Source organism: Stenotrophomonas oahuensis, from assembly GCF_031834595.1.
Classification (GTDB): Bacteria; Pseudomonadota; Gammaproteobacteria; order Xanthomonadales; family Xanthomonadaceae; genus Stenotrophomonas; species Stenotrophomonas oahuensis.
The window spans coordinates 533,636-554,818 of sequence record NZ_CP115541.1; the positions used below are offsets into that span (position 1 = coordinate 533,636).

General features: G+C 66.4%; 17 protein-coding genes and 1 tRNA gene. 8 read left to right on the forward strand and 10 right to left on the reverse strand.

Translation table 11 applies throughout. The features are described from left to right. Positions 1–17: 17 nt before the first annotated feature. The 3 genes from PDM29_RS02350 to PDM29_RS02360 are packed head-to-tail and all read right to left on the reverse strand — an operon-like array spanning position 18 to position 4,707. Positions 18–902 carry an SDR family oxidoreductase gene (locus PDM29_RS02350; protein ID WP_311192300.1) on the reverse strand — a complete coding sequence of 295 codons (885 nt, stop codon included), beginning with the start codon at positions 900–902 and terminating at the stop codon, positions 18–20. Between the two features lie 53 nt (positions 903–955). Continuing rightward, complete coding sequence (locus PDM29_RS02355) at positions 956–2,524, reverse strand: tetratricopeptide repeat protein (RefSeq protein WP_311192301.1); 1,569 nt, start codon at positions 2,522–2,524, stop codon at positions 956–958. 29 nt (positions 2,525–2,553) lie between these two features. Continuing rightward, the gene (locus PDM29_RS02360) at positions 2,554–4,707 is read right to left on the reverse strand and encodes a RelA/SpoT family protein (protein WP_311192302.1); all 2,154 of its coding nucleotides are present in this window, start codon (positions 4,705–4,707) and stop codon (positions 2,554–2,556) included. A gap of 127 nt (positions 4,708–4,834) precedes the next feature. Between PDM29_RS02360 and PDM29_RS02365 the strand changes: the two genes are divergently transcribed. Then, the gene (locus PDM29_RS02365) at positions 4,835–5,371 is read left to right on the forward strand and encodes a hypothetical protein (RefSeq protein ID WP_311192303.1); all 537 of its coding nucleotides are present in this window, start codon (positions 4,835–4,837) and stop codon (positions 5,369–5,371) included. A 29-nt stretch (positions 5,372–5,400) separates the two neighbouring features. Here PDM29_RS02365 and hrpA read toward each other — a convergent pair whose 3' ends face one another. Further along, a complete protein-coding gene (gene hrpA / locus PDM29_RS02370) occupies positions 5,401–9,531 on the reverse strand; it encodes an ATP-dependent RNA helicase HrpA (RefSeq protein WP_311192304.1) in 4,131 nt (1,376 codons plus the stop codon). Between the two features lie 89 nt (positions 9,532–9,620). Between hrpA and PDM29_RS02375 the strand changes: the two genes are divergently transcribed. From PDM29_RS02375 to PDM29_RS02395, 5 genes are all read left to right on the forward strand, one after another. After that, a complete protein-coding gene (locus tag PDM29_RS02375; RefSeq protein WP_282297783.1) occupies positions 9,621–10,169 on the forward strand; it encodes a Dps family protein in 549 nt (182 codons plus the stop codon). Positions 10,170–10,680: 511 nt separating this feature from the next. Then, entirely contained in the window at positions 10,681–12,483 is a 1,803-nt protein-coding gene (gene recQ, locus PDM29_RS02380; protein ID WP_311192305.1) for a DNA helicase RecQ, read from the forward strand. 86 nt (positions 12,484–12,569) lie between these two features. Next, positions 12,570–12,974: a CopL family metal-binding regulatory protein gene (locus PDM29_RS02385; protein ID WP_311192306.1), complete on the forward strand. Its 405-nt coding sequence runs from the start codon at positions 12,570–12,572 to the stop codon at positions 12,972–12,974. A 96-nt stretch (positions 12,975–13,070) separates the two neighbouring features. Beyond that, complete coding sequence (locus tag PDM29_RS02390) at positions 13,071–14,858, forward strand: copper resistance system multicopper oxidase (protein ID WP_311192307.1); 1,788 nt, start codon at positions 13,071–13,073, stop codon at positions 14,856–14,858. A gap of 41 nt (positions 14,859–14,899) precedes the next feature. Then, positions 14,900–15,742, forward strand: coding sequence for a copper resistance protein B (locus PDM29_RS02395; protein WP_311193706.1), 843 nt, complete (start codon positions 14,900–14,902; stop codon positions 15,740–15,742). 36 nt (positions 15,743–15,778) lie between these two features. On the opposite strand, the gene PDM29_RS02400 is transcribed toward PDM29_RS02395, so the two are convergent. After that, entirely contained in the window at positions 15,779–16,078 is a 300-nt protein-coding gene (locus tag PDM29_RS02400; RefSeq protein WP_311192308.1) for a TFIIB-type zinc ribbon-containing protein, read from the reverse strand. Positions 16,079–16,260: 182 nt separating this feature from the next. On the opposite strand from PDM29_RS02400, the gene PDM29_RS02405 reads away from it, so the two are divergent. Next, a complete protein-coding gene (locus PDM29_RS02405; protein ID WP_311192309.1) occupies positions 16,261–16,653 on the forward strand; it encodes a response regulator in 393 nt (130 codons plus the stop codon). A 106-nt stretch (positions 16,654–16,759) separates the two neighbouring features. Here PDM29_RS02405 and PDM29_RS02410 read toward each other — a convergent pair whose 3' ends face one another. Then, positions 16,760–17,422 (reverse strand): MliC family protein, encoded by a 663-nt coding sequence (locus PDM29_RS02410; protein WP_311192310.1) that lies wholly within the window; start codon positions 17,420–17,422, stop codon positions 16,760–16,762. Between the two features lie 147 nt (positions 17,423–17,569). Next, the gene (locus PDM29_RS02415) at positions 17,570–18,466 is read right to left on the reverse strand and encodes an NAD-dependent epimerase/dehydratase family protein (protein WP_311192311.1); all 897 of its coding nucleotides are present in this window, start codon (positions 18,464–18,466) and stop codon (positions 17,570–17,572) included. Between the two features lie 199 nt (positions 18,467–18,665). On the opposite strand from PDM29_RS02415, the gene PDM29_RS02420 reads away from it, so the two are divergent. Continuing rightward, positions 18,666–19,493 carry a hypothetical protein gene (locus tag PDM29_RS02420; protein ID WP_311192312.1) on the forward strand — a complete coding sequence of 276 codons (828 nt, stop codon included), beginning with the start codon at positions 18,666–18,668 and terminating at the stop codon, positions 19,491–19,493. 80 nt (positions 19,494–19,573) lie between these two features. On the opposite strand, the gene PDM29_RS02425 is transcribed toward PDM29_RS02420, so the two are convergent. From PDM29_RS02425 to queE, 3 genes are all read right to left on the reverse strand, one after another. Next, positions 19,574–19,649: transfer RNA gene (locus tag PDM29_RS02425), tRNA-Lys, on the reverse strand. Positions 19,650–19,731: 82 nt separating this feature from the next. Further along, positions 19,732–20,397 (reverse strand): 7-cyano-7-deazaguanine synthase QueC, encoded by a 666-nt coding sequence (queC, locus tag PDM29_RS02430; protein ID WP_311192313.1) that lies wholly within the window; start codon positions 20,395–20,397, stop codon positions 19,732–19,734. Between the two features lie 74 nt (positions 20,398–20,471). Then, positions 20,472–21,173, reverse strand: coding sequence for a 7-carboxy-7-deazaguanine synthase QueE (queE, locus tag PDM29_RS02435; RefSeq protein ID WP_311192314.1), 702 nt, complete (start codon positions 21,171–21,173; stop codon positions 20,472–20,474). Positions 21,174–21,183 lie beyond the last annotated feature (10 nt).

Consider the following 21,183-nt stretch of genomic DNA (forward strand, 5'->3'; position numbering starts at 1 on the left):
TGGAAGGCCGGTCCCGATCACGAAGCTGCAGCCTCGATCCGCGCCAATGCCTCGTTGCGGGACAGCGGCACCCACGCGCCTGCATCCGGCTGGAAAGGCCGCGGATGGATACCGAGCAGCGCCCGCAAGGGGCCATTATCTGCGATCAGATCCTGTTGCAGCCGGGAAACTGGACCGCGTGCCCTCGGTACAGCAGCGGCCAACAGGCGCAGCAGCGCTTGCGGCAGAGGGACCGGCAAGGTCCGTTCCGCCATGCTGGCGTGGACACGCCTGAACATCTCTGCATAGTGCAGACGCTCTCCGCCACCGATTTCAACGACCTTGCCTGCCGTCGCATCGGTGTGCAGCGCCGCCACCACGGCCTGGGCGATGTCGTCTGCATGCACCGGCTGGCGCATGCCGTGCGCCATCGGAATCGGGAACAGGCGCGCGCGACGGGCCCGCGCGACAATCGGCGTCAGGCTTTTATCGATTCCCGCGCCATAGATCAGAGTGGGGCGCAGGATGGTCCACTGCATGCCTAGGCGCTCGGCCTGCGTGGTCAGACCCGTTTCACCTCTGCGCAACCATGCCACCACGGCCTGTTCGTCGCTCTGTGCCGACGACTCCTTGGTGACCACGCTCATGGAACTGGTGGCGATGATCCGCGGCGCGGGTGCCGAATCCTGTGCCGCCAGCCACGGCAACCAGCCCTCCATCGATGTGAAGCTGACAATGGCCTGCCAGGTCTGACCTTGAAACGACGACAGGGCGTCACCCAGATCGCCGGTCCACCACTCCACTCCGGGCTGCGACGGCTGCGGCTGTCGACTCACGGCCAGCACCGGAATACCCGCCTGCAACAGACGAGGCAACAGATAGCGACCGATCTGACTGGTCGCGCCGGAAACAAGGACGGTCATGCCGCAGCCTGTGTGAAATGACGGCGTAATATACCCGAGCGGCAGCACTCCCTTCAGCGCAGCCCTTCCACATCCTGCAATCGCTGCTCAAGCGCCAGATGCTCGGGACTTGCCGGATTGCTGCCCAGTTCAGTGGCGGCCTGCAGTGCCGCACGGGCAAAAGCGACATCGCCTCGCCCCAGCCGCTCACTGCCGACCGCCAGCCAGCGCTGCGCCAGCCGCTGACGTGCGGCGGCCGCCGCTCCGTCCTCCGGCGACAATGCCTGCCACGCCCCCAGGCAGGCACCCGCCGCCTGAACCCGGTTTTCACGCAGGCGGTCCTCAAAGCAGTTTCGACTGGCCGGCAGCAGTTGACGGGCCGCGTCATGCACCCGCGCATCCTGCGGTGCCAGTGCCTGCGCCGCCCGCAGCGCATCGTAGGCACTGTTGCCCGGCGGGGTCAGGAAGCGCCCCTGGGCCTGGGCCAGTTCGAAACGCTGCAGGAGTTCCTTCAGTTCCTGTTCGCGGCGTGCGCGTGGGGCACGCGGGGTTGCGAGGGCCTTTTCCGCTTGACGGGCTTGGTTCAACGACTGCCGCGCACCCTGCAGCGCGCGCGCGGAGACGCCTGTCGCTTCGGCCCGGCCCAGCATCTGTTCGGCCTCTGCGAAACGGAAATCGCCGGCCAGACGATTGGCCTCGGTCAACCACGCATCGCCCACCTGCAGCAGTCCCTGCTGAGCCATCGGCTCATCCGGACGCGCCGCGATCACGGCCTTGAAATGATTGGCAGCGGTATCCCAGCGTCGCGCTTTCAACGCCTGCTGTCCCAACTGCAGGCGGCGCTCCAACGCGCTGTTGAGTGCCGCTTCGGTCGCTGGCAGGTCCACATGCCCGGCATCAAACACCCGCGCGCGCCGCACCAGCGGTGCAGCGCGGGCCACGTCGCCTTGCGCCGCCGCACTGCGCGCCTGGAGCAGCAATTCAGTCAGCGCATCCTCGCGCCCTTCCAATGCCCGCAGATGATTGGGTGCCAGCGCCAGCACCTGCTGGAACAAGGGCAGCGCGCTGTCATCGCTGCCATCCAGGCGCTGAGCCTGCAGTGCCGCTTCGGCGCGCCCGAGCAGGACTCCGAACCCTGCACCGGACTGCTGTCGCACGCGAAGCGCGTCAGCAACGGCATCGGCATCGCGTTGCGGCACCTGCAGTTCGCGCGCCAGTTCCAGACCGCGCTGCGCGCCGTCCAGGTCGTCCGCCTGCAGCGCACGGCGCGCCTGTGCCAGTGCCGCCTGTCCGGTGCGCGCCAGACCTTCCCGCGCCTGCGGCCGATCACCGTCCAGTGCCAGAGCCGCCTGGTACCACTCGCGGGCCCCGTTGCCATCAACTGCGCTGAGATGACCCGCCGCCAACGCACGGTCGCCACGATCCAGCAACTGCTCGATCTGCGGCTCGTTCCAGAACCAGTTGGCCAGCGGTGCGCGAAATGCCACCAGCAACAGGAACAACGTTGCGGCCACCAGCAGTGCCCAGCGCCATACGCGCCGCGCATGCCAGGCCTGCACGCGCCACCATCGCCCCTCGCGGCGGACCCGACGCAGGGCAGCATGGGCGGCATCCTCATGCGGTGCGGGAGCTTGGCGGCTCATCCGTTGAGCCTAGCGCTGGTCACGTGAGTTCAGCCTAGACGCCGCACGTCGTTGACGCCGGGCAGGGCATCCAGCTTGCCCAGCAGGGTGGCCAACTGCCCGTAATCGCTCACCTTCAGCCGCAGCCGCAGATGCGCACGGCCGCTGTTGCGGACGTTGTCACTGTGAATGTCGAGCACATACGCGTCTTCCTGCGCGATCAGATTGGTGATGTCCTTCAGCAGCCAGCGGCGATCCACCGCGTTGACCACCACGTCCACCTCGTAACCACCGCCGGCCTGCCCCCACTCCACCGGCAGAATCCGCTGCGGGCTGGCAGCCTGCAGCCGTGCCAGCGCGGCGCAGTCGGTACGGTGCACGGTCACGCCGCGGCTGCGGGTGAGATACCCCACGATGGGTTCACCGGCGACCGGCTGGCAGCAGCGCGCCAACTGCACCAGCAGGTTGCCCACGCCCTGTACGGTGAATTTGGATTTGCCCAGGTTTTCACGCCGCGCGGTGGGTCGCGGCAGTGACGGCGTTGCCGGCTGGGTCGCCGCGCGTTCAGCCTCCAGCAGCGCCCGACTGACCTGATGCGGACCGGTGTCGCCCAGCGCCACCTGAATGTACAGGTCGTCGACACTGTCCGCGTGGAACTTCTTCGCGGCCACCGCCAGATCAGCGTGCTGCAGGCCCAGCCGCTTCAGTTCGCGGTCCAGCAGCTCACGACCGGCCTGCACGTTGCGGGCCCGGTCCAGCTTGTGGAACCAGCCACGCACCTTTTCGCGCGACCGGTTGCTGGCCAGGTACCCATTGGCCACCAGCAGCCAGTCGCGGCGCGGATCGGCTTCCTTGCCGGTCAGGATCTCCACCCGGTCACCACTGCGCAGGCGGTAGGTCAACGGCACGATGCGGCCATTGACCTTCGCACCGCGGCAGCGATGCCCCACCATGGTGTGTACGTGGTAGGCGAAATCCAGCGGCGTGGCCCCTTGTGGCAGGTCCATCACCTCGTCCTTGGGGCTGAGCGCATAGACCCGGTCCTCGGTCAGCTCAGCATCCAGCGCACCGGCCAGCTCACCGCCCTGCCCGTCCTGGGAATGCTCCAGCAACTGGCGCATCCAGGTGATCTTGCGGTCGAAGGCCTTCTCTGCGCCCTTGCTGCCTTCCTTGTAACGCCAGTGCGCGGCCACGCCCAGCTCTGCCTGGGCATGCATATCGTGGGTGCGGATCTGCACTTCAATGGTGCGCCCTTCCGGGCCGATCACCGCGGTATGCAGCGAGCGATAGTCGTTCGCCTTGGGGCGCGCGATGTAATCGTCGAACTCACTGGGCACCGGCACCCACAGCGAATGCACCACGCCCAGCGCGGCATAACAGGCTGCCACGTCCTTGACCATCACCCGCACCGCGCGGATGTCATACAGCTGGTCGAAGGCCAGCCGCTTCTTCTGCATCTTCCGCCAGATGCTGTAGATATGCTTGGGACGCCCGCTGACATCGGCCTCTATGCCCTGCGCGACCAGCTCGCGCGACAGGGTCTTCTTTACCGTATCCACGTAGCGCTCGCGGGCCAGCCGGGTCTCATCGACCTCGCGTGCGATGCGCCGGTAGGTGTCCGGCTCCAGGTGGCGGAACGCGAGATCTTCCAGTTCCCATTTCAACTGCCAGATGCCCAAGCGGTTGGCCAGCGGCGCATGGATATCGCGCGTGAGCTGGGCCAGCGCGCGGCGCTCTTCTTCGGGCAGGCGGTCGGCGGCACGCATGCGCGCCAGCTGTCGCGCCAGCAGGATCGGCACCACCCGCAGATCGTGGATGATCGACAGCAGCAGGCGACGCAATCCTTCGCTGTTGCGGCCGGCCTCGCGTCCGGCGTGCAGCGCCCAGACCTGGTCGGCCGCGTCCAGGCCCTCGAGCAGGCCCAGCACCGCGGTCTTGAGCGTTCCCAGGGGCAATGCTTCCAGGCCCGCACGCAAGCCGGGCAGGTCGAACAGCAGCCCAGCCACCAGCGCGCTGTCGTCGGCCGACAACAAGGCCAGCGCGTCCATGGTATCGACCAGCACCGGCCAGCTGGCCTGCTGGGCGTGATCGGTACCTTCCTCATGCCAGCGTTGCAGCAGCGCATCGCGCAGGGGCGTCGACAGCGACGCCATCGACGGTCGGTTCAACAAGGCATCCAGGCCGGGGGCAGAAGCGCGGTTCACAGCATCGTGCAGGTGGGACAGAGGCCTCTACACTAGCGCCCCCTCCGTTGCCGGACAATCAAAACAGGTGCATGAGCTGACGGCGGACACGCCACGGTACAATCCGGGCAAATCCTGGAGACCTGCCATGCGCTTTTCCCGTTTGAGGATGTTGGCCAGTGCGGCCATTCTGTTGGGCCTTGCGTCGCCGGCCCTGGCCCAGCGCGTGGTCGAAGGCGATCTGCAGCAGCAGATGACACCCGCCGAGTTCAAGGCAGCGGGGCTGGACAAGCTGAGCGCAGCCGAGCTGGCCGCGCTGAACGGATGGCTGCAGGGCAAAGTGGCCGCCGTCACTGCCGGCGTGCGCGAACAGGTGCGCGAGGAAGTCCGCGAAGAAGCACGCGAAGAGGGCCGCCAGGAAGTCATCGTCAAGAACCGCGGCTTCTTCGATTTCGGCAGCAAGGAGCCGATCGTCAGCACCCTCCAGGGCGAATTCCGCGGGTTCGGCAAGGGCCGCCGCTATGTACTGGCCAACAAGCAGGAATGGGAGCAGACCGACGACGTCACCCTGGCCGGCGTGCGCCGGACCGATCCGGAGGTTTCGATCAGCCCGGGCGTCATGGGCGTGTGGTATCTGCAGCTCAAGGGTGTGAACACGAAGGCGAAAGTGCAGCGCGTCAAGTGACGCACTGCAGGCGCGGCCAAGGGTGGACATCACCCTTGGCGCAGCGCCGCAACCCGCTGGGCCAGCTTCTTGGCTGAAATGCCGGTCTTCGCACCCAGCTCCTGGGCAAACAACGACACCCGCAGCTCTTCCAGATCCCAGCGCAGCGCCTGCCACTGCGCGCGACCGCGAAGGCCGCGCGCCTGCGCCTCGTCCAGCGCATCCAGGAATGGACGCAGTTCCAGCATGCGGGCCTGGTCGCGCGGCGGGTCGCGCTTGGCGCGCTCGCTGCGCAGGATCATTGCGCGCAGGTAGCGCGGGTAGTTGGCCAGCGCGTCAGCGGGGGTATCACGCAGGAAGCCCGGGTGAACCAGCGCGGCCAATTGGTGCTCCATGTCATCCAGATTGCCGCGTGCCCAGCCCATCAACGGTGCTTCCAGCAGTGGCTTGAGCTCCGCCACGTGCGCCAGGATCGATTCGGCCAGCTTCAACCGCGCCATGGCTTCACCGAACAGCGCGCGTCCGGCAGCGTCGCGACGCAGGGCGAAGGCGGACGGGTCGCGGATCTCGCCCAGGCCCTCGGCCAGCACCGCGTTCAACGCGGCATCGACCAGGTCGCCGCGCAGACGCTCCTGCGACTCAATGGCCGCGTACAGCAGGCCGGTCTTCGGCGGTACCGGCAACTGCTTTCGTGCCAGCTTGGCCTTGTCGGACAGCGCGATCTCCAACAACCGACGCACGCCGCGTGGATGCTGTTCGGCCGCTTCATTTCGGTCGGCAAAAATGCGCAGCGAAGCCGTCTCGCCGGCGTCCACCAGTGCCGGATAGGCAGGTACGCCGGCCTCACCCGGCACCTGCAGCGGGATCGGCGTGGAGGGAAATTCGCGCAGCCCCTCGGCCGCCAACGCACGACCCGCACGGGCGGCAAAGGCATCACCGGCACGCTCGCCGAAACGAGCACGCAGCGCGTCCAGGTCGCGCGACGTGGCCAGCAGCTTGCCCTGCGCGTCATACAGGCGCAGGTTCATCCGCAGGTGCGGCTCCAGCGCGGCATCGTCGAAATCCGTCGCTGCGACCGTTGCGCCGGTGGCGCGCGACAGGAACCGCGCCAGCTCGCCGCGCAGGTCGTCGGCCGTCGGCTGCGCATAGGCTTCAGCAAAGGCGCGTCCGAAATCCGGAGCCGGCACGTAGTTGCGCCGCATCGCCTTGGGCAGCCCACGGATCAGCGCCGATGCCTTGTCCGCAACAAAGCCCGGGGCCAGCCACGACAGCCGTGCGGGATCCAGTGCGTTGAGCAGGTGCAGCGGCACATCGAGGCTGACGCCGTCGTCCTCGCTGCCGGGCTCGAAGCGGTAGTGCAATGCCAGCCGCGCGTCGCCCAGCGGCAGGTACTTCGGATAACGCTCGGCGTCACTGCCCTCGCCCGGCAGCAGATCGGTCAACGACCATGCCAGCGCATGCCGCTGCTCGGGCGGAAGCCCCTTCCACCAGGTGTCCAGACCGGTGGCCGAATGAATCTGCGCCGGAATGCGGTCCAGATACCAGCGCGCCTGCCAATCCTCGTCGGCGACGATACCGGCACGGCGCAGCTTGGCCTCTTCCTCGCGCGCCTGCTCCAGCACCTTCAGGTTGTCGGTGATCACGCTTGCGCGGGTGTTGATCTCGCCGGTCACCAGCGCCTGCCGCACGAAGATGTCGTGCGCCTCGCCTGCCGCGATGCGCCCGTAGTGCACCGGCTTCTTCGGAGCCAGCACCAGCCCGAACAGACTGATCTGCTCGGACGCCAGCACCTGCCCTTGGGCCCGCGACCAGTGCGGGTCGAAGTGCTTGCGCAGCAGCAGATGCGGCAGTTCGGCAATCACCCAGTCCGGCTCGATCGCCGCCAGGGTCAGACCCCACACCTTCTGGGTGTCGAGCAGCGTGGCGGCCAGCAGCCAGGGGGCCGGCTTCTTTGCCATGGCCGAGCCGGGGAACGGCAGGAAGCGACGCTGGCGCGGGGCCAGGAAGTCGCCCTTGTCACTGCGATGGCCAATCTGTGTCGGCAAGCCCGCGATCAGCGCACGGTGCAGGGTCTGGTAGGCCGCCGCGCGGGTGCGCTCGCTGAAGCCGCCGCGCACGTCGCGTTGCGTGTCCGGCTGCGCCTGCTGTAGAGCCGGGCTCTGCCCGGCTGCTGTCGGCGCAGACGGTGCCGAAGCCCCCGCCCTGCCTTCGCGAGCCAAGCGGGCAGCGCGATGCAGCTGTCCGCGCGTGGCCTTGGCCTTGGCCTCGTCATCGCGCGCCGGAGCAGGCGCGGTGGAACCGGCCAGCAGCGGAGCCAGCATGCTGTCGACCGGTTCTTCGTTCCAGCCCAGCTCCTCGCACAGCACGCGCAACTGCCGATGCAGCTCGCGCCACTCGCGCATGCGCAGGAAGCCCAGGAAATGCCGCTCGCACCAGCCGCGCAGCTTGGACTGGGTGAGGTCTTCGTGGGCCTGTCGATAGCCCTCCCAGAGCCGCAGCACACCGACGAATTCCGAGCGGCCGTCGGCGAACAGCGCGTGGGCATTGTCAGCGGCCGCGCGCGCCTCGGGCGGGCGTTCGCGCGGGTCCTGGATGCCCAGGAACGCGGCAATCACCAGCATCGGACGCAAACAGCCCTGTGCCTGCGCGGCCACCAGCATCCGCGCCAGCTTGACGTCCACCGGCAGGCGCGCCATCTGGCGGCCGATCGGGGTCAGCCTGCGTTGATCATCAATGGCCCCCAGCTCGCCCAGCTGTTGCCACCCGTCGGCAATGGCACGCTCGTCCGGCGCTTCCAGGAACGGGAAATCCTCGATCCGGCCCAGGCCCAGCTGCAACATGCGCAGAATCACGCCGGCGAGGCTGGAGCGGCGGATTTCGGGATCGGTGAATTCCGCGCGCGAGAGGAAGTCTGCTTCGGAATACAGGCGATAGCACACGCCTTCAGAGACACGCCCGCAGCGCCCCTTGCGCTGGTTGGCGCTGGCCTGCGAGACCGCCTCGATGTGCAGGCGATCCAGCTTCTGGCGCGGACTATAGCGCTTGACCCGGGCCAGGCCGGGGTCGATCACGTAGCGGATGCGCGGCACGGTCAGCGAGGTCTCGGCCACGTTGGTGGCCAGCACGATGCGCCGCCGGCTACCCGGATTGAACACCATGTCCTGGTCTTTGACCGACAGCCGGGCATACAGCGGCAGCACCTCGGTTTCCCGGTACTTGCGCCGCTCCAGGGCCTGGTGCGCATCGCGGATCTCGCGCTCACCGGGAAAGAAGACCAGAATGTCGCCGCGCGGGTCGCTGCGGGTAATTTCATCCACCGCCGCCACCAGGGCATCGTTGACCGTGCGTTCACCGTCGCGCCCCCCCTCTTCCGCACCGGTGCCCTCGCCTTCGAGCGGGCGATAGCGCACCTCTACCGGGAAGGTCCGCCCTTCCACGCTGATCACCGGTGCATCATCGAAATGCTGGGCAAAGCGGGAGGTGTCGATGGTGGCCGAGGTCACGATCAGCTTCAGGTCGGGCCGCTTCTTCAGCAACTGTTTGAGATAGCCGAGCAGGAAGTCGATGTTGAGACTGCGCTCGTGCGCTTCGTCAACGATCAGGGTGTCGTACTGCGACAGCCAGCGATCGCTGCTGATCTCGGCCAGCAGGATGCCGTCGGTCATGAACTTGATGCGGGTGTCATCCCCGACCCGGTCGGTGAAGCGCACCTGATAACCTACCGTGGTTCCCAGTTCGGACTGCAGTTCCTGCGCGACGCGGGTGGCCACGGCACGTGCGGCAATCCGTCGCGGCTGGGTGCAGCCGATCATGCCGGCCACGCCGCGACCCGCGGCCAGGCACAGCTTGGGCAGCTGGGTGGTCTTGCCCGACCCGGTTTCACCGGCGATGACCACGACCTGATGATCGCGGATGAGCGCGGTGATGCGTTCGGCTTCACGCGCAATCGGCAGGCTGTCATCCAGACTGATCGCCGGCTGGCTGAGCGCCCGCGCCTGGCGGCGCTGGACCGAGGCCTGCAGGGCCTGCTCGAAGGCGGTTGTCAGGCCGGCGTCATCGGGCTTGCCGCGCAGGCGCGACAGCAACCCGAGCAGACGGCCACGATCACGGCTCATGGCCCCGTCAATGGCGGACTGCTGCTGGCGCAGCGCGGAGGCGTCGGGTTTGTTGATAGCTGCCATGAATCGAATTGATAGAAAACGAAAGTACGACTGAAAGGTTAGTCTGATTTATTGTGAAGGCCATCCCATCCACCAGGAGGACATCCCCCATGGCAAAGACCAAGACCCCGGCAAAACCGAAGACCGGCAAGCAGAAGCTGGCCGCAGCGGCTCCGTCGGCCCCCAACATCGATATCGGGATCAAGGAGGGCGATCGCAAGAAGATCGCCGACGGTCTGGCCCGTTTCCAGGCTGATGCGTTCACGCTCTACCTGAAGACCCACAACTTCCACTGGAACGTGACCGGGTCGATGTTCAACTCGCTGCACACCATGTTCGAGACCCAGTACACCGAGCAGTGGGCGGCCCTGGACGACGTGGCCGAGCGCATCCGCGCCCTGGGCTTCAACGCCCCGGGTTCGTACCGCGAATTCGCCGCCCTGACCTCCATCGCCGAGGAACCGGGCCTGAGCGACAGCGCCGACTGGCGTGAAATGGTACGCCAGTTGGTCGCCGCGAACGAGGCCGTCTGCCGTACCGCCCGTCACGTCCTGGACGTCGCCGACGACGCCGACGACGCCCCCACCGAAGACCTGATGACCCAGCGCCTGCAGACCCACGAAAAGTACGCCTGGATGCTGCGTTCGCTCCTGCAGTAAGGCCTCGGTTCCAGCTATTCACTGGTGCGTGCTGGAGCAGGGCCAATAGCCCCTCCCGGGACACGCCGTGAACCCATCCATGGGGGCTCGTCGAAAACATCCATGTTTTCAACGGTCCCGGGAGGGGCTATTGGCCCTGCTCCCAAAACATCTGGATGGACGGCCGGAAAGATCAAGGGCGAAAAGCAGGCACCTACGGGTGCCTGTTTTCTTGCAGACGGGTGATTTTGATCTTCCTTGGCCACCGACCAGCTGTCGGGGCGGGTCGGGGTGGGCTGGAGGGGGCGTGAGCCGCATGGATGCGGCGATCGAGGCTACAAGGACGTACTTGCGCCGTCCCCCGGAACGCCCATCCCGATCCGCCAACCCAGGGATGCCGTGAACCGAGGGCTGTTCGCACAAATCCAACAGCAGCCGGGCAGAGCCCGGCGACACGTAGAGCATGTCACCGACGGGGACATGGGGCAAAGGCGGACAGGGAAGAGAGCCAAGGAACCGGTAAACTAGCCGGATGTCCTCCCGTCCCGCGCACGACCTGCTCAACCGCGTCTTTGGCTACGACGATTTCCGCGGTCCGCAGCAGGCGATCGTTGAACATGTCGCGGCCGGTAATGATGCGCTGGTGCTCATGCCCACCGGTGGCGGCAAGTCGCTGTGCTACCAGGTGCCTTCGCTGCTGCGTGACGGTACCGGCATTGTCATTTCGCCGCTCATCGCGCTGATGCAGGACCAGGTCGAAGCCCTGCGCCAGCTGGGCGTACGGGCCGAATACCTGAATTCCACGCTGGATGGCGAAACCGCCGCCCGGGTTGAACGCGAGCTGCTGTCCGGTGAGCTGGAACTGCTGTATGTAGCTCCGGAGCGCCTGCTCACCGGCCGCTTCCTGTCCCTGCTCGCCCGCAGCCGCATCGCGCTGTTTGCCATCGACGAGGCCCATTGCGTCTCCCAGTGGGGGCATGACTTCCGGCCCGAGTATCGCCAGCTCACCGTGCTGCACGAGCGCTGGCCGCAGGTGCCGCGGATCGCGCTCACCGCCACGGCCGATCCGCCCACCCAGCGAGAGATCGCTGAACGGTTGGACCTGACCGGTGCCCAGCACTTCGTCAGTTCATTTGATCGCCCCAACATCCGCTATACCGTCGTCCAGAAAGACAACGCCAAGCGCCAGCTGCTCGACTTCCTGCGCGGGCACCGCGACGAAGCCGGCATTGTCTATTGCATGTCGCGGCGCAAGGTCGAGGAGACCGCCGAGTTCCTCTGCGCCCAGGGCATGAACGCCCTGCCCTACCATGCCGGCCTGCCCGCCGAAGTGCGCGCCGAGAACCAGCGCCGCTTCCTGCGCGAAGACGGCATCATCATGTGCGCCACCATCGCCTTCGGCATGGGCATCGACAAGCCCGACGTGCGGTTTGTCGCCCATACCGACCTGCCCAAGTCGATGGAGGGCTACTACCAGGAAACCGGCCGCGCCGGCCGTGACGGCGAGGCCGCCAATGCCTGGCTGTGTTACGGCTTGGGTGATGTCGTGCTGCTCAAGCAGATGATCGAGCAGTCCGAGGCCGGTGAAGAGCGCAAGAACCTGGAACGCGCCAAGCTCGACCACCTGCTGGGCTATTGCGAATCCATGCAATGCCGCCGCCAGGTCCTGCTGGCCGGGTTTGGCGAAACCTATCCCAAGCCCTGCGGCAACTGCGACAACTGCCTGCAGCCGCCGGACGCCTGGGACGCCACCATTGCCGCGCAGAAGGCCCTCAGCTGCGTCTACCGCAGTGGCCAGCGCTTCGGCGTCGGTCACCTGATCGATATCCTGCGCGGTGGCGACAACGAGAAAATCCGCCAGTTCGGCCACAATCAGCTCAGCACCTACGGCATCGGCAATGACCTCGACGCGCGCACCTGGCGCAGCGTATTCCGCCAGCTGGTCGCCGCCAGCCTGCTGGAAGTGGACAGCGAGGCCTACGGTGGGTTGCGCCTCACCGATGCCAGCCGCGACGTGCTGACCGGCCGGCGCAAGGTGATGATGCGCCGCGACCAGGCTCCCAGCCGCGAACGCGACCGCAGCGGCCAGCGCACCGGCCTGTCGGTGCTGCCGCAGGACCTCGCGCTGTTCAACGCCCTGCGCAGCCTGCGTGCCGAGCTGGCACGCGAACAGAACGTCCCCGCGTTCGTGATTTTCCACGACAGCACCCTGCGCAATATCGCCGAGCAGCGTCCGACGAGCATCGACGCGCTGGGCCGGGTCGGCGGCATCGGCGGCAGCAAGCTCGCCCGCTACGGCAACCGGCTGATCGAGATTGTGCGCGAGGAAGGCTGATGGCACCTGTCGGACACAGGTCCAGAGTTGAATCCCGCGTTCAGGCGCAGGTGCGCCCGTCCCGGTTTGCTGCCAAGATGCCGTTCATGTCGCCCGGTGGCCTGCTCCTGCGCGTGGTTCTGATGCTCAGCCTGTTGTTCAACGGGCTGAACATCGGCATGGCCGCGCCCATGGCGCTGGCCCTGCTGCCCACCGTGGCGACCGCCCCCGGTGCGCCGCCTTGTCACAGCGAGGCTGCAACGGCGCATGGCGGACATGACGCAGTGCCGGCCCAGGCGCACACGCCCGGTCATGATGCCCAGAAACCCCATGACGGCGATCAGTGCCGGCTCAAGGACTGCCTGCGCAACTGCGCCCAACAGCCCAGCCTGACTGCCCAGGTGCTGTGGCTGCCCACGCCGATGCCGCTGGCGCAGGCACCGCTGCGCGAGTCCGGTGCCGCATTACCGCCGCCGCCGCTGGACCGCATCACGCGGCCTCCCATCGCCTGATCGCCCTGCCGCAGTCTTCTGCGTGACTGGACGCCGCCTTGTGCGTGCGTTGTTGTGGCACCTGCGCGTGCCATTCAGAACCGATCTGGAGTTTCCATGCGTTCTCCCCGTTCCACCGGTGCCGGCACGCCGGCACTGCCTTCGCGCCGTCTGTTCGTACAAGGACTGGCCGCGGGTGGCGTTGTCGGCGGCCTCTCGGCCATGCTGCCCAACCGCGTGCTGGCGGCCCGCCCGGCTGCGGCCACCGCCCCCCAGGTACTCACCGGCACCGCGTTTCAGCTGAACATCGGCGAATCGCTGGCCAACTTCACCGGCCGCACCCGTCCGGCCATTACCGTCAACGGCAGCCTGCCCGCGCCCATTCTGCGCTGGCGCGAAGGTGACACCGTGCACGTGCGCGTAGCCAACGCGTTGCAGGGCCACCCAACCTCGATCCACTGGCACGGCATTCTGCTGCCGGCCAACATGGACGGGGTGCCCGGCCTGAGCTTCAACGGCATCGCCCCCGGCGAAGCCTACGACTACCGCTTCACCCTCAAGCAGTCCGGCACCTACTGGTACCACAGCCATTCCATGTTCCAGGAACAGGCCGGCCTGTACGGCGCGCTGATCGTCGACCCGTTGCAGCCAGCTCCGTACCGGTATGACCGCGAGCACGTGATGCTGCTGTCGGACTGGACCGACATGGATCCGGGTGCGCTGTTCCGGCGCATGAAGAAGCTTGCCGAACACGACAACTACTACAAGCGCACCCTGCCCGACTTCCTGCGCGATGTGCGCCGGGATGGCTGGGCGGCGGCCACCGCGGATCGCGGCATGTGGGGGCGCATGCGCATGACCCCCACCGACATCTCCGACATCAACGCTCACACCTATACCTACCTGCTCAACGGCACCGCCCCGGCCGGCAACTGGACCGGCCTGTTCCGCAGTGGCGAGAAGGTGCTGCTGCGCTTCATCAATGGCGGCTCGATGACCTACTTCGACGTGCGCATCCCCGGTTTGAAGATGACCGTGGTCGCCGCCGACGGGCAGTACATCCACCCGGTGAGTGTGGATGAGTTCCGCATCGCACCGGCTGAAACCTTCGATGTGATCGTCGAACCCAGCGGTCAGGATGCCTACACCGTGTTCTGCCAGGACATGGGCCGCACCGGCTACGCTGCCGGCACGTTGGCGGTGCGCCACGGCCTGCAGGCTCCCATTCCTGCGCGTGATGCACGACCGCTGCTGACCATGAGTGACATGGGACATGACATGGGCCCCGGCATGGACCACGGCACGCATGCGATGAAGGGCATGGAAGGCGGCTGCGGCGCGCACATGGGGCACGCTGGGCACGGCGGCGCGGACAGCAAGGCCCCGCGTCATGCCCCCAGCGAGGACAACAATCCGCTGATCGACATGCGCAGCAACGCCACCGATCCGAAGCTGGACGATCCAGGCATCGGCCTGCGCGACAACGGGCGAACGGTTCTGACCTACGGTGCGATGCACAGCCTGTTCGAGGATCCCGATGGACGCGAACCTGGCCGCGAGGTCGAGCTGCACCTGACCGGGCACATGGAGAAGTTCAGCTGGTCGTTCGATGGCATTCCCTTTGCCAGCGCCGAACCCTTGCGCCTGAACTACGGCGAGCGCATGCGCATCGTGCTGGTCAACGACACCATGATGCAGCACCCGATTCATCTGCATGGAGTATGGAGCGACCTGGAGAATGCCAATGGCGACTTCCAGTTGCGCAAGCACACCATCGACATGCCGCCCGGCACCCGCCGCAGCTATCGCGTGCGGGCCGACGCGCTCGGCCGCTGGGCCTACCACTGCCACCTGCTGTACCACATGGAAGCGGGCATGATGCGCGAAGTGAGGATCGAAGAATGAGCCGGACTCTCACTCGCTGCAGCCTCAGCGTCGCCCTGCTGATGATCGTTTCGCCTGCGTGGGCGCAGTCACAGGCGGGCATGGATCACTCGAAGATGAATCATTCGAAGATGGATCACTCGAGCATGGATCATGCTGCCATGGACCACGGCACCCCCACGACAGATCTGCCACGTGAGCCGATCCCGGCGGTTACCGATGCGGACCGTGCTGCGGCGTTTCCGCCGATTGACCACGGCGCGATGGAGCATGCGCCGGACATCCACAGCCTGCTGCTGATCAACCGCCTGGAGGGTTGGGACGGGAAGTACGGCAGCGGCCAGGCCTGGGAAGCCAGCGGCTGGGTCGGCAGCAATCTCAATCGCCTGTGGCTGCGCAGCGAGGGCGAGCGCAGCGGTGGCCGCACTGACGCCGCCGACCTGGAGGTGCTGTACGGGCGTAGCGTGTCGCCGTGGTGGGACGTCCTGGTCGGGGTGAAGCAGGACTTCCGCCCGGCCGAGTCACGCACCTGGGCCGCGTTCGGCATACAGGGGCTGGCCCCGTACAAGTTCGAGACCTCGGCAACGGCCTATGTGGGCGAAGGTGGCCAGGTGATGGCCACAGCTGAAGTCGAGTACGAACTGCTGCTGACCAACCGGCTGATCCTGCAGCCGCTGGTGGAGGCGACGGTCGCCGCCAAGGACGAGCCGGAGCGCGGCATTGGCAGCGGTCTGAACAAGGTGGAAGCCGGCCTGCGCCTGCGCTACGAGTTCAACCGGCGCTTTGCGCCGTACATCGGCATCAGCCATGAGCGCGTGTTTGGCGACACCGCCGATTACCACCGCGCGGCCGGCGAACACCTGCGTGATACACGGTGGGTCGCCGGTGTGCGGGTGTGGTTCTAGGAATGATGGGGTGCCGGCCAGCGGCCGGCACTACCCTCAGAAATCGAAAATATCGGACAGGAAGCTTTCTTTCTTCTTCTTCCGGTATCCGCCGTGCTGATCGCCGTAATGCTGCTGGCCCAGATGGCGGGTATCGCGATGCCGCACTTCCGGCGGCGGCGGCGGGGGAGCGGCACGCACCGGTGCCGGTGCGCTTGCAGCAGCCGAACGCTCGATGATCTTGTCCAGCTCGCCCCGGTCCAGCCAGACCCCGCGGCACTGTGGGCAGTAATCAATTTCGATGCCCTGGCGCTCGGACATCACCAGCGCCTGGGTGGTGCAGACGGGACACTGCATGGGTGCACTCCTGTATTCAATATCTGTTCAATCCCTGACTCTACCTGTCCGCAGCTGACCGGTGGACAACGGCTGCCGGCCGCGTAACGACAACGTAATGAGGTGTCCTGCACGATTTCCTCACTGGCGCAGCGGCGATACTTGCGCGCCTTTTGACCACCGACCTGCAGGAAACCCGTTCCATGTTGCTGTCCAAGCACCACCCCGTCCCCCGAATCCTGCTGGTTGAAGACAGCGAGGACACCCGTGAACTGAGCCGGATCACCCTGGAAAGCCAGGCCTGCGAGGTGGCGGCGGTCAGCACCGCCGAGGCCGCGCTGGGGCTGCTGCGCGCCGGCGAGCGCTACGACCTGGTGTTCACCGATGTCTGCCTCGGCGGCGTAAGCGGATTGGAAGCGGCCCATCTCATCCAGGAGTACCAGCCTGGGTTGCCTGTGCTGGTGACCTCCGGACTGCAACCGGCACAGGTATTGCCGCAGTTGACGGCGAGCATGCGCTTCCTGCCCAAGCCGTACAGCATGAGTGAACTGCTGGACGCCATCCGCGATACGCTTCAGCCGCCCCTGGCGGCCTGATTCCGCAGCCCTCAACCGCGGTCTCGCTCTCCCGCGTAGAGCCTCGCCCTGCGTGGCTTCGCGGTGTCGGGCGAATTCCGTTAATGCAGCCACGCAGGGCGTGGCTCTACGTCGGCTTGCGGCAGCTCAACCGGGTGCCATAGAAGGCCAGCGTGACCTCGCCCTGGTGTTCCCAGAACTCCACGCCCTCGCGGGTGTAGCGCGCGCCGCTGGCAGCAGGAGCCAGGAACGCGATCGCCTGGTCCTGCCCCAGCCGGATCAACGCGGCCTTCGGCTCGATCTCGTTGTAGTAGGTCACCGCCAGCGGCTTCTCGCTGCCCTCGCAGACGAAGTTCACCGGCAAGGGTGCCGGGCCGGGCGAGGTCGCGATCTGCAGTTCGACAATGCGCGTCTGGTAGGCCTCGACCAGGCAGCGCCGGGCATCCACCGCCTGCCAACACGCATCACGTCCCTTGATCCAGCCGCGCTGCTCTGCGGCGATATCCAACTCGTCCGGGCTGGTCTGCGCAGCCTTGTAAAGCTCAGCGAGCCGCCGATCCAGCGCGGACAGTTCCGCATCGTTGCAGACCTGGGTTTCGGCGTCGGAACTGGCCTGGTTACAGTCGAAGGATGGGCCTTGCGTTGGTGCAGGCGTGGGTGCAGGCACGGCCGGAGCCGTCGGTTCCGCCGCCACGGGTGGCTGCGCCGGCGATTCAGTCGGCGTGGGTTCGGGTTTGGAGCATGCCGCCAACGCCAGTGCAGCCAGGCCGAGCAGAAGAGGACGTTTCATGGGAGCTCCAGCACCCTGTTGAGAGGCCCCAGTCTGCCCCACCCCACGTCCATACCACGTAGAGCCGGGCTTGCCCGGCTGGGCGGCCGCAATGGCACCTTCGCCCTTGTAGAGCCGGGCTTGCCCGGCTGCGACGCACGGATACGTTCAGCCGGGCAAGCCCGGCTCTACGGCGGCGCGCCGCTTCTCCGGCAGCACTTCAATACTGCCCACGGCCAACTGCTCCAGCACTGCCTCCGGCCCGCGCCGACTGACCCAGCCCAACCCCTCCCGCGCCGCCGATGCATCATGAATGCGGTCAATCACCGGCAGCGCCCAGCCACGTCGGTCGTACTCGGCCAGCCACTGTGGGCAGCGCAGCGCCAGCACCTCGCGCGGATGTGTCACCAGCGCCTCGCAGTCCGCGCGCAGGAACGGGGTGCTCCCGCTGGCGATATAGCGCTGGAACGCTGGCCCACCGTTGCCGAGCGCCGCCACATGCGCATCTGCCACGTCGCGCACGTCCACGCCGCGATGCAGGCGATACAGCAACATGCGGTCCGGCGTTTCCGGGAAACAGCGCGACATGCGGATCACCCGCACCTGGAAGCCTTCTTCCGCCATGTCTTCCAGCCCCTGTTCGGCGGCCAGCTTGGAGCGGTGATACACGGTGCGGGGTTGCGGCACTGTCTGCTCGTCCACCCAGGTGCACTGCCCCGGCGCAATGGCATGTCCGTACAACGCCGTCGTACTGGTAAACACCAACCGCCGGACGCCCGCCTCGCGTGACAAACGGGCAAGGGCCAGCGTGCCATCTACATTGATTCGCTTGAATTCGCTCTCGCTGTGCAACGGCACATGCGGGGCATGCAACGCGGCCGCGTGGATGACCGCATCCACGCCTTCCAGCGCAGTCGCCAGCACGTGGGGATCGGTGACATCGCCGACGTGGCGGGTGGTCGCAAAGGGAGTGCGGTCGATCCCGACCACATCATGGCGCGCGGCCAGTGCACCAAAGATGGCGCGCCCGACCCGGCCTGAACTTCCTGTCAGAAGAATCTTCACTGTGGAGCACTTATCAGCGCCCGGGACCTACCGGGATGAAGCGATTGTAGCCAGAAGGCGACGGCGAAAGTGCCGCGCCTTCGCTCATGTTGCAGCTTGCTGATGGGCGTCACGCTTTGAATTCGACGCCCCACACACTTGCGGGTGTGGGCGACGCACACGTACGCTTTTACCTTTCCCGACATGGAGCGTCCGGCCAATGGCAGCGCAGGTCAATCTGATTACACGTGCCTGCGGGCTGATGCTACTTGTCGCTTCTGGCAGCGCACTGTCGGCAACAATGATCCAGGACATGAGCGCCAGAGAATCCGAGCAGCAGATGGCGCTGCTGGAGCTCAAGATGCTGGTGTTCGAGGCTACTCATAAGAAGACCCCCGGGTTGCTGGACAGCAAAGATGCCACCGATCTGGTCGAGATCATCGCTGACCACAGGCGGTTGCTGGAAGAGCCTGAGTATGGCCCTGAGGATGTAAGTCAACTGATGGGCATCTGTTCAAGAGCATCCGAGGCCGCAATCCAGCTGTTGACGCTGGACCTGCCACAGCCTGAGATCGGTCAGGAGCGCGCAGCCGCTTATGTCGAGCGCATGAATCAGCGCGTCATCCAGAACCGGCATCGGCACGAGGCTAAGTTTGCTGTCCTGGATTCCTTCATGCTGCGCTGCACGGCCCCGATTGCTGGCGTGCTCGGACGCTATGCATCGGATCAGAAGCCTGAGGAGGTAACCGCTCAGGACAAGCTGCAAGGCAAAATTGCACGCAAGGCGGTCATGGGGCAACTGGAAAACGCAATACGGACGCTGAGCGCGATCGATGGCGATTTCCCCTTGATCCATGCAGCGGTTTTGGAGGCCTTCGAGGCCAATTCGGCTTCGTTCGCCAGCGCGTTGGACCTCGACCAGCGCGACGCCATTCTGGAGCAGATCCGATCAGCTGCCCCACGCCTGCAACAGGAGCAGCGCGACGCCCTCGAACGGACCTCTGCAGCCTTTGTCGACAGGCGATGCGAAGGCATGTGCCGCTTCTGACGCAGCACGGCCATGGTCATGACCAGATGTATCCGGCATGAAAAAGGCGCTCGATGAGCGCCTTGAATCATTGAAGCAACTGGTGGGCCGTGAAGGATTCGAACCTTCGACCAAAAGATTAAAAGTCTTCTGCTCTACCGACTGAGCTAACGGCCCATTGCTGCCCCTGGCATTGCGCCGGGGGTGCGCATTCTAACCCACTTTGGCGGCCTGTCACACCCGCCCGGTGAATCCGGGCTCAGACGTAGCGGGTGGGGTCGGCCACGCCGGCGTCGGCAAAGCCCTGCGCGCGCAGGCGGCAGGCGTCGCAGTGACCGCACGCCCGGCCCTGCTCGTCGGCGTTGTAGCAGGACACGGTCAGGCCAAAATCCACGCCCAGGCGCACGCCTTCGCGCACAATGTCGGCCTTGCTCAGGAACTGCAGGGGCGCGTGTACCTGGATGCCCGCCCCTTCCACGCCGGCCTTGGTGGCCAGGTTCGCCAGCGTCTGGAAGGCCTGGATGAACTCCGGGCGGCAGTCCGGGTAGCCGGAATAGTCCACCGCGTTGACGCCGCAGAAGATGTCGCTGGCACCGAGAACCTCGGCCCAGCCCAACGCCACCGACAGCATGATGGTATTGCGCGCCGGCACATAGGTAACAGGAATGCCCTCGCCGCCCGCTTCGGGCACGTCGATATCATCGGTCAGGGCCGAACCGCCGATGCTGCGCAGGTCCACGTTGACGGTCTTGTGTGCGACCACGCCCAGGGCCTTGGCCACGTTGGCGGCCGCGTCCAGCTCCGAGGTATGGCGCTGGCCATAGCGCACGCTCAGGGCGTGTACGGCGAAGCCCTGCTCACGGGCGATGGCGATGACGGCGGCGGAATCCATGCCGCCGGAAAGAAGCACGACTGCGTTCTTCATGAAATACATCCGGTGGGTTGTGGGGACCAGCACGCTGTCCCGCGCCGGGATACTTCTAGGGACCGCGAACGGGCTCAACGCCCTGGCTCGTCGTCCCAGAGAATCTTGTGCAGCTGCATCTGGAAGCGGACCGGAAGGCGGTCTTCCACGATCCAGTCGGCCAGCTGGCGCGGCGTGACCTGGCCCTTGCTGGGCGAGAACAGCACCATGCTGCGCTCATTGAGCGCGTGCTCGAGAACCATGCCGCGCGCCCATTCGTAGTCTTCCCGGCTGCACAGCACGAACTTGATCTGGTCGCGACGGGTCAGCAGCGGCAGGTTCTCCAGCCGATTGCGGGCCATTTCGCCGGAGTCCGGGGTCTTCAGGTCCACCACCCGCGACACCCGCGGGTCTACCCCGCTGACGTCGAGCGCGCCGGAGGTCTCCAACGAGACGTCCAGGCCGGCCTCGCAGAGCTTCTCCAGCAGGATCAGGCAGCGCTTCTGCGCCAGCGGTTCACCGCCGGTCACGCAGACGTGCTGGACGCCCTGGGCCCGCACCTCGGCGACGATATCGTCGATATCCCACCAGGTGCCGCCGTGGAAGGCATAGGCGGTATCGCAGTAGGTGCAGCGCAGCGGGCAGCCGGTCAGGCGCACGAACACGCTCGGCCAGCCGGCAGCATCGGCTTCGCCCTGCAGGGAGGTGAAGATCTCGGTGATCTTCAGCCTGGGCAGGGGCGACTGCACGATGTCGCTGGGAAGCGCGGCGGCGGCGGCGGACGAGGTGGCGTTCATGAGCAGAAGA

Bases quoted from the DNA above. Each gene is read 5' to 3' on its own strand.
- PDM29_RS02375 (WP_282297783.1), top strand. From the start codon at position 9,621: ATGGCAAAGACCAAGACCCCGGCAAAACCGAAGACCGGCAAGCAGAAG.
- PDM29_RS02410 (WP_311192310.1), bottom strand. From the start codon at position 17,422: ATGAAACGTCCTCTTCTGCTCGGCCTGGCTGCACTGGCGTTGGCGGCA.
- PDM29_RS02395 (WP_311193706.1), top strand. From the start codon at position 14,900: ATGATCGTTTCGCCTGCGTGGGCGCAGTCACAGGCGGGCATGGATCAC.
- PDM29_RS02420 (WP_311192312.1), top strand. From the start codon at position 18,666: ATGGCAGCGCAGGTCAATCTGATTACACGTGCCTGCGGGCTGATGCTA.
- PDM29_RS02365 (WP_311192303.1), top strand. From the start codon at position 4,835: ATGCGCTTTTCCCGTTTGAGGATGTTGGCCAGTGCGGCCATTCTGTTG.
- queC (WP_311192313.1), bottom strand. From the start codon at position 20,397: ATGAAGAACGCAGTCGTGCTTCTTTCCGGCGGCATGGATTCCGCCGCC.
- PDM29_RS02355 (WP_311192301.1), bottom strand. From the start codon at position 2,524: ATGAGCCGCCAAGCTCCCGCACCGCATGAGGATGCCGCCCATGCTGCC.
- PDM29_RS02385 (WP_311192306.1), top strand. From the start codon at position 12,570: ATGTCGCCCGGTGGCCTGCTCCTGCGCGTGGTTCTGATGCTCAGCCTG.
- PDM29_RS02400 (WP_311192308.1), bottom strand. From the start codon at position 16,078: ATGCAGTGTCCCGTCTGCACCACCCAGGCGCTGGTGATGTCCGAGCGC.
- PDM29_RS02405 (WP_311192309.1), top strand. From the start codon at position 16,261: ATGTTGCTGTCCAAGCACCACCCCGTCCCCCGAATCCTGCTGGTTGAA.
- hrpA (WP_311192304.1), bottom strand. From the start codon at position 9,531: ATGGCAGCTATCAACAAACCCGACGCCTCCGCGCTGCGCCAGCAGCAG.
- PDM29_RS02390 (WP_311192307.1), top strand. From the start codon at position 13,071: ATGCGTTCTCCCCGTTCCACCGGTGCCGGCACGCCGGCACTGCCTTCG.
- PDM29_RS02350 (WP_311192300.1), bottom strand. From the start codon at position 902: ATGACCGTCCTTGTTTCCGGCGCGACCAGTCAGATCGGTCGCTATCTG.
- queE (WP_311192314.1), bottom strand. From the start codon at position 21,173: ATGAACGCCACCTCGTCCGCCGCCGCCGCCGCGCTTCCCAGCGACATC.
- recQ (WP_311192305.1), top strand. From the start codon at position 10,681: ATGTCCTCCCGTCCCGCGCACGACCTGCTCAACCGCGTCTTTGGCTAC.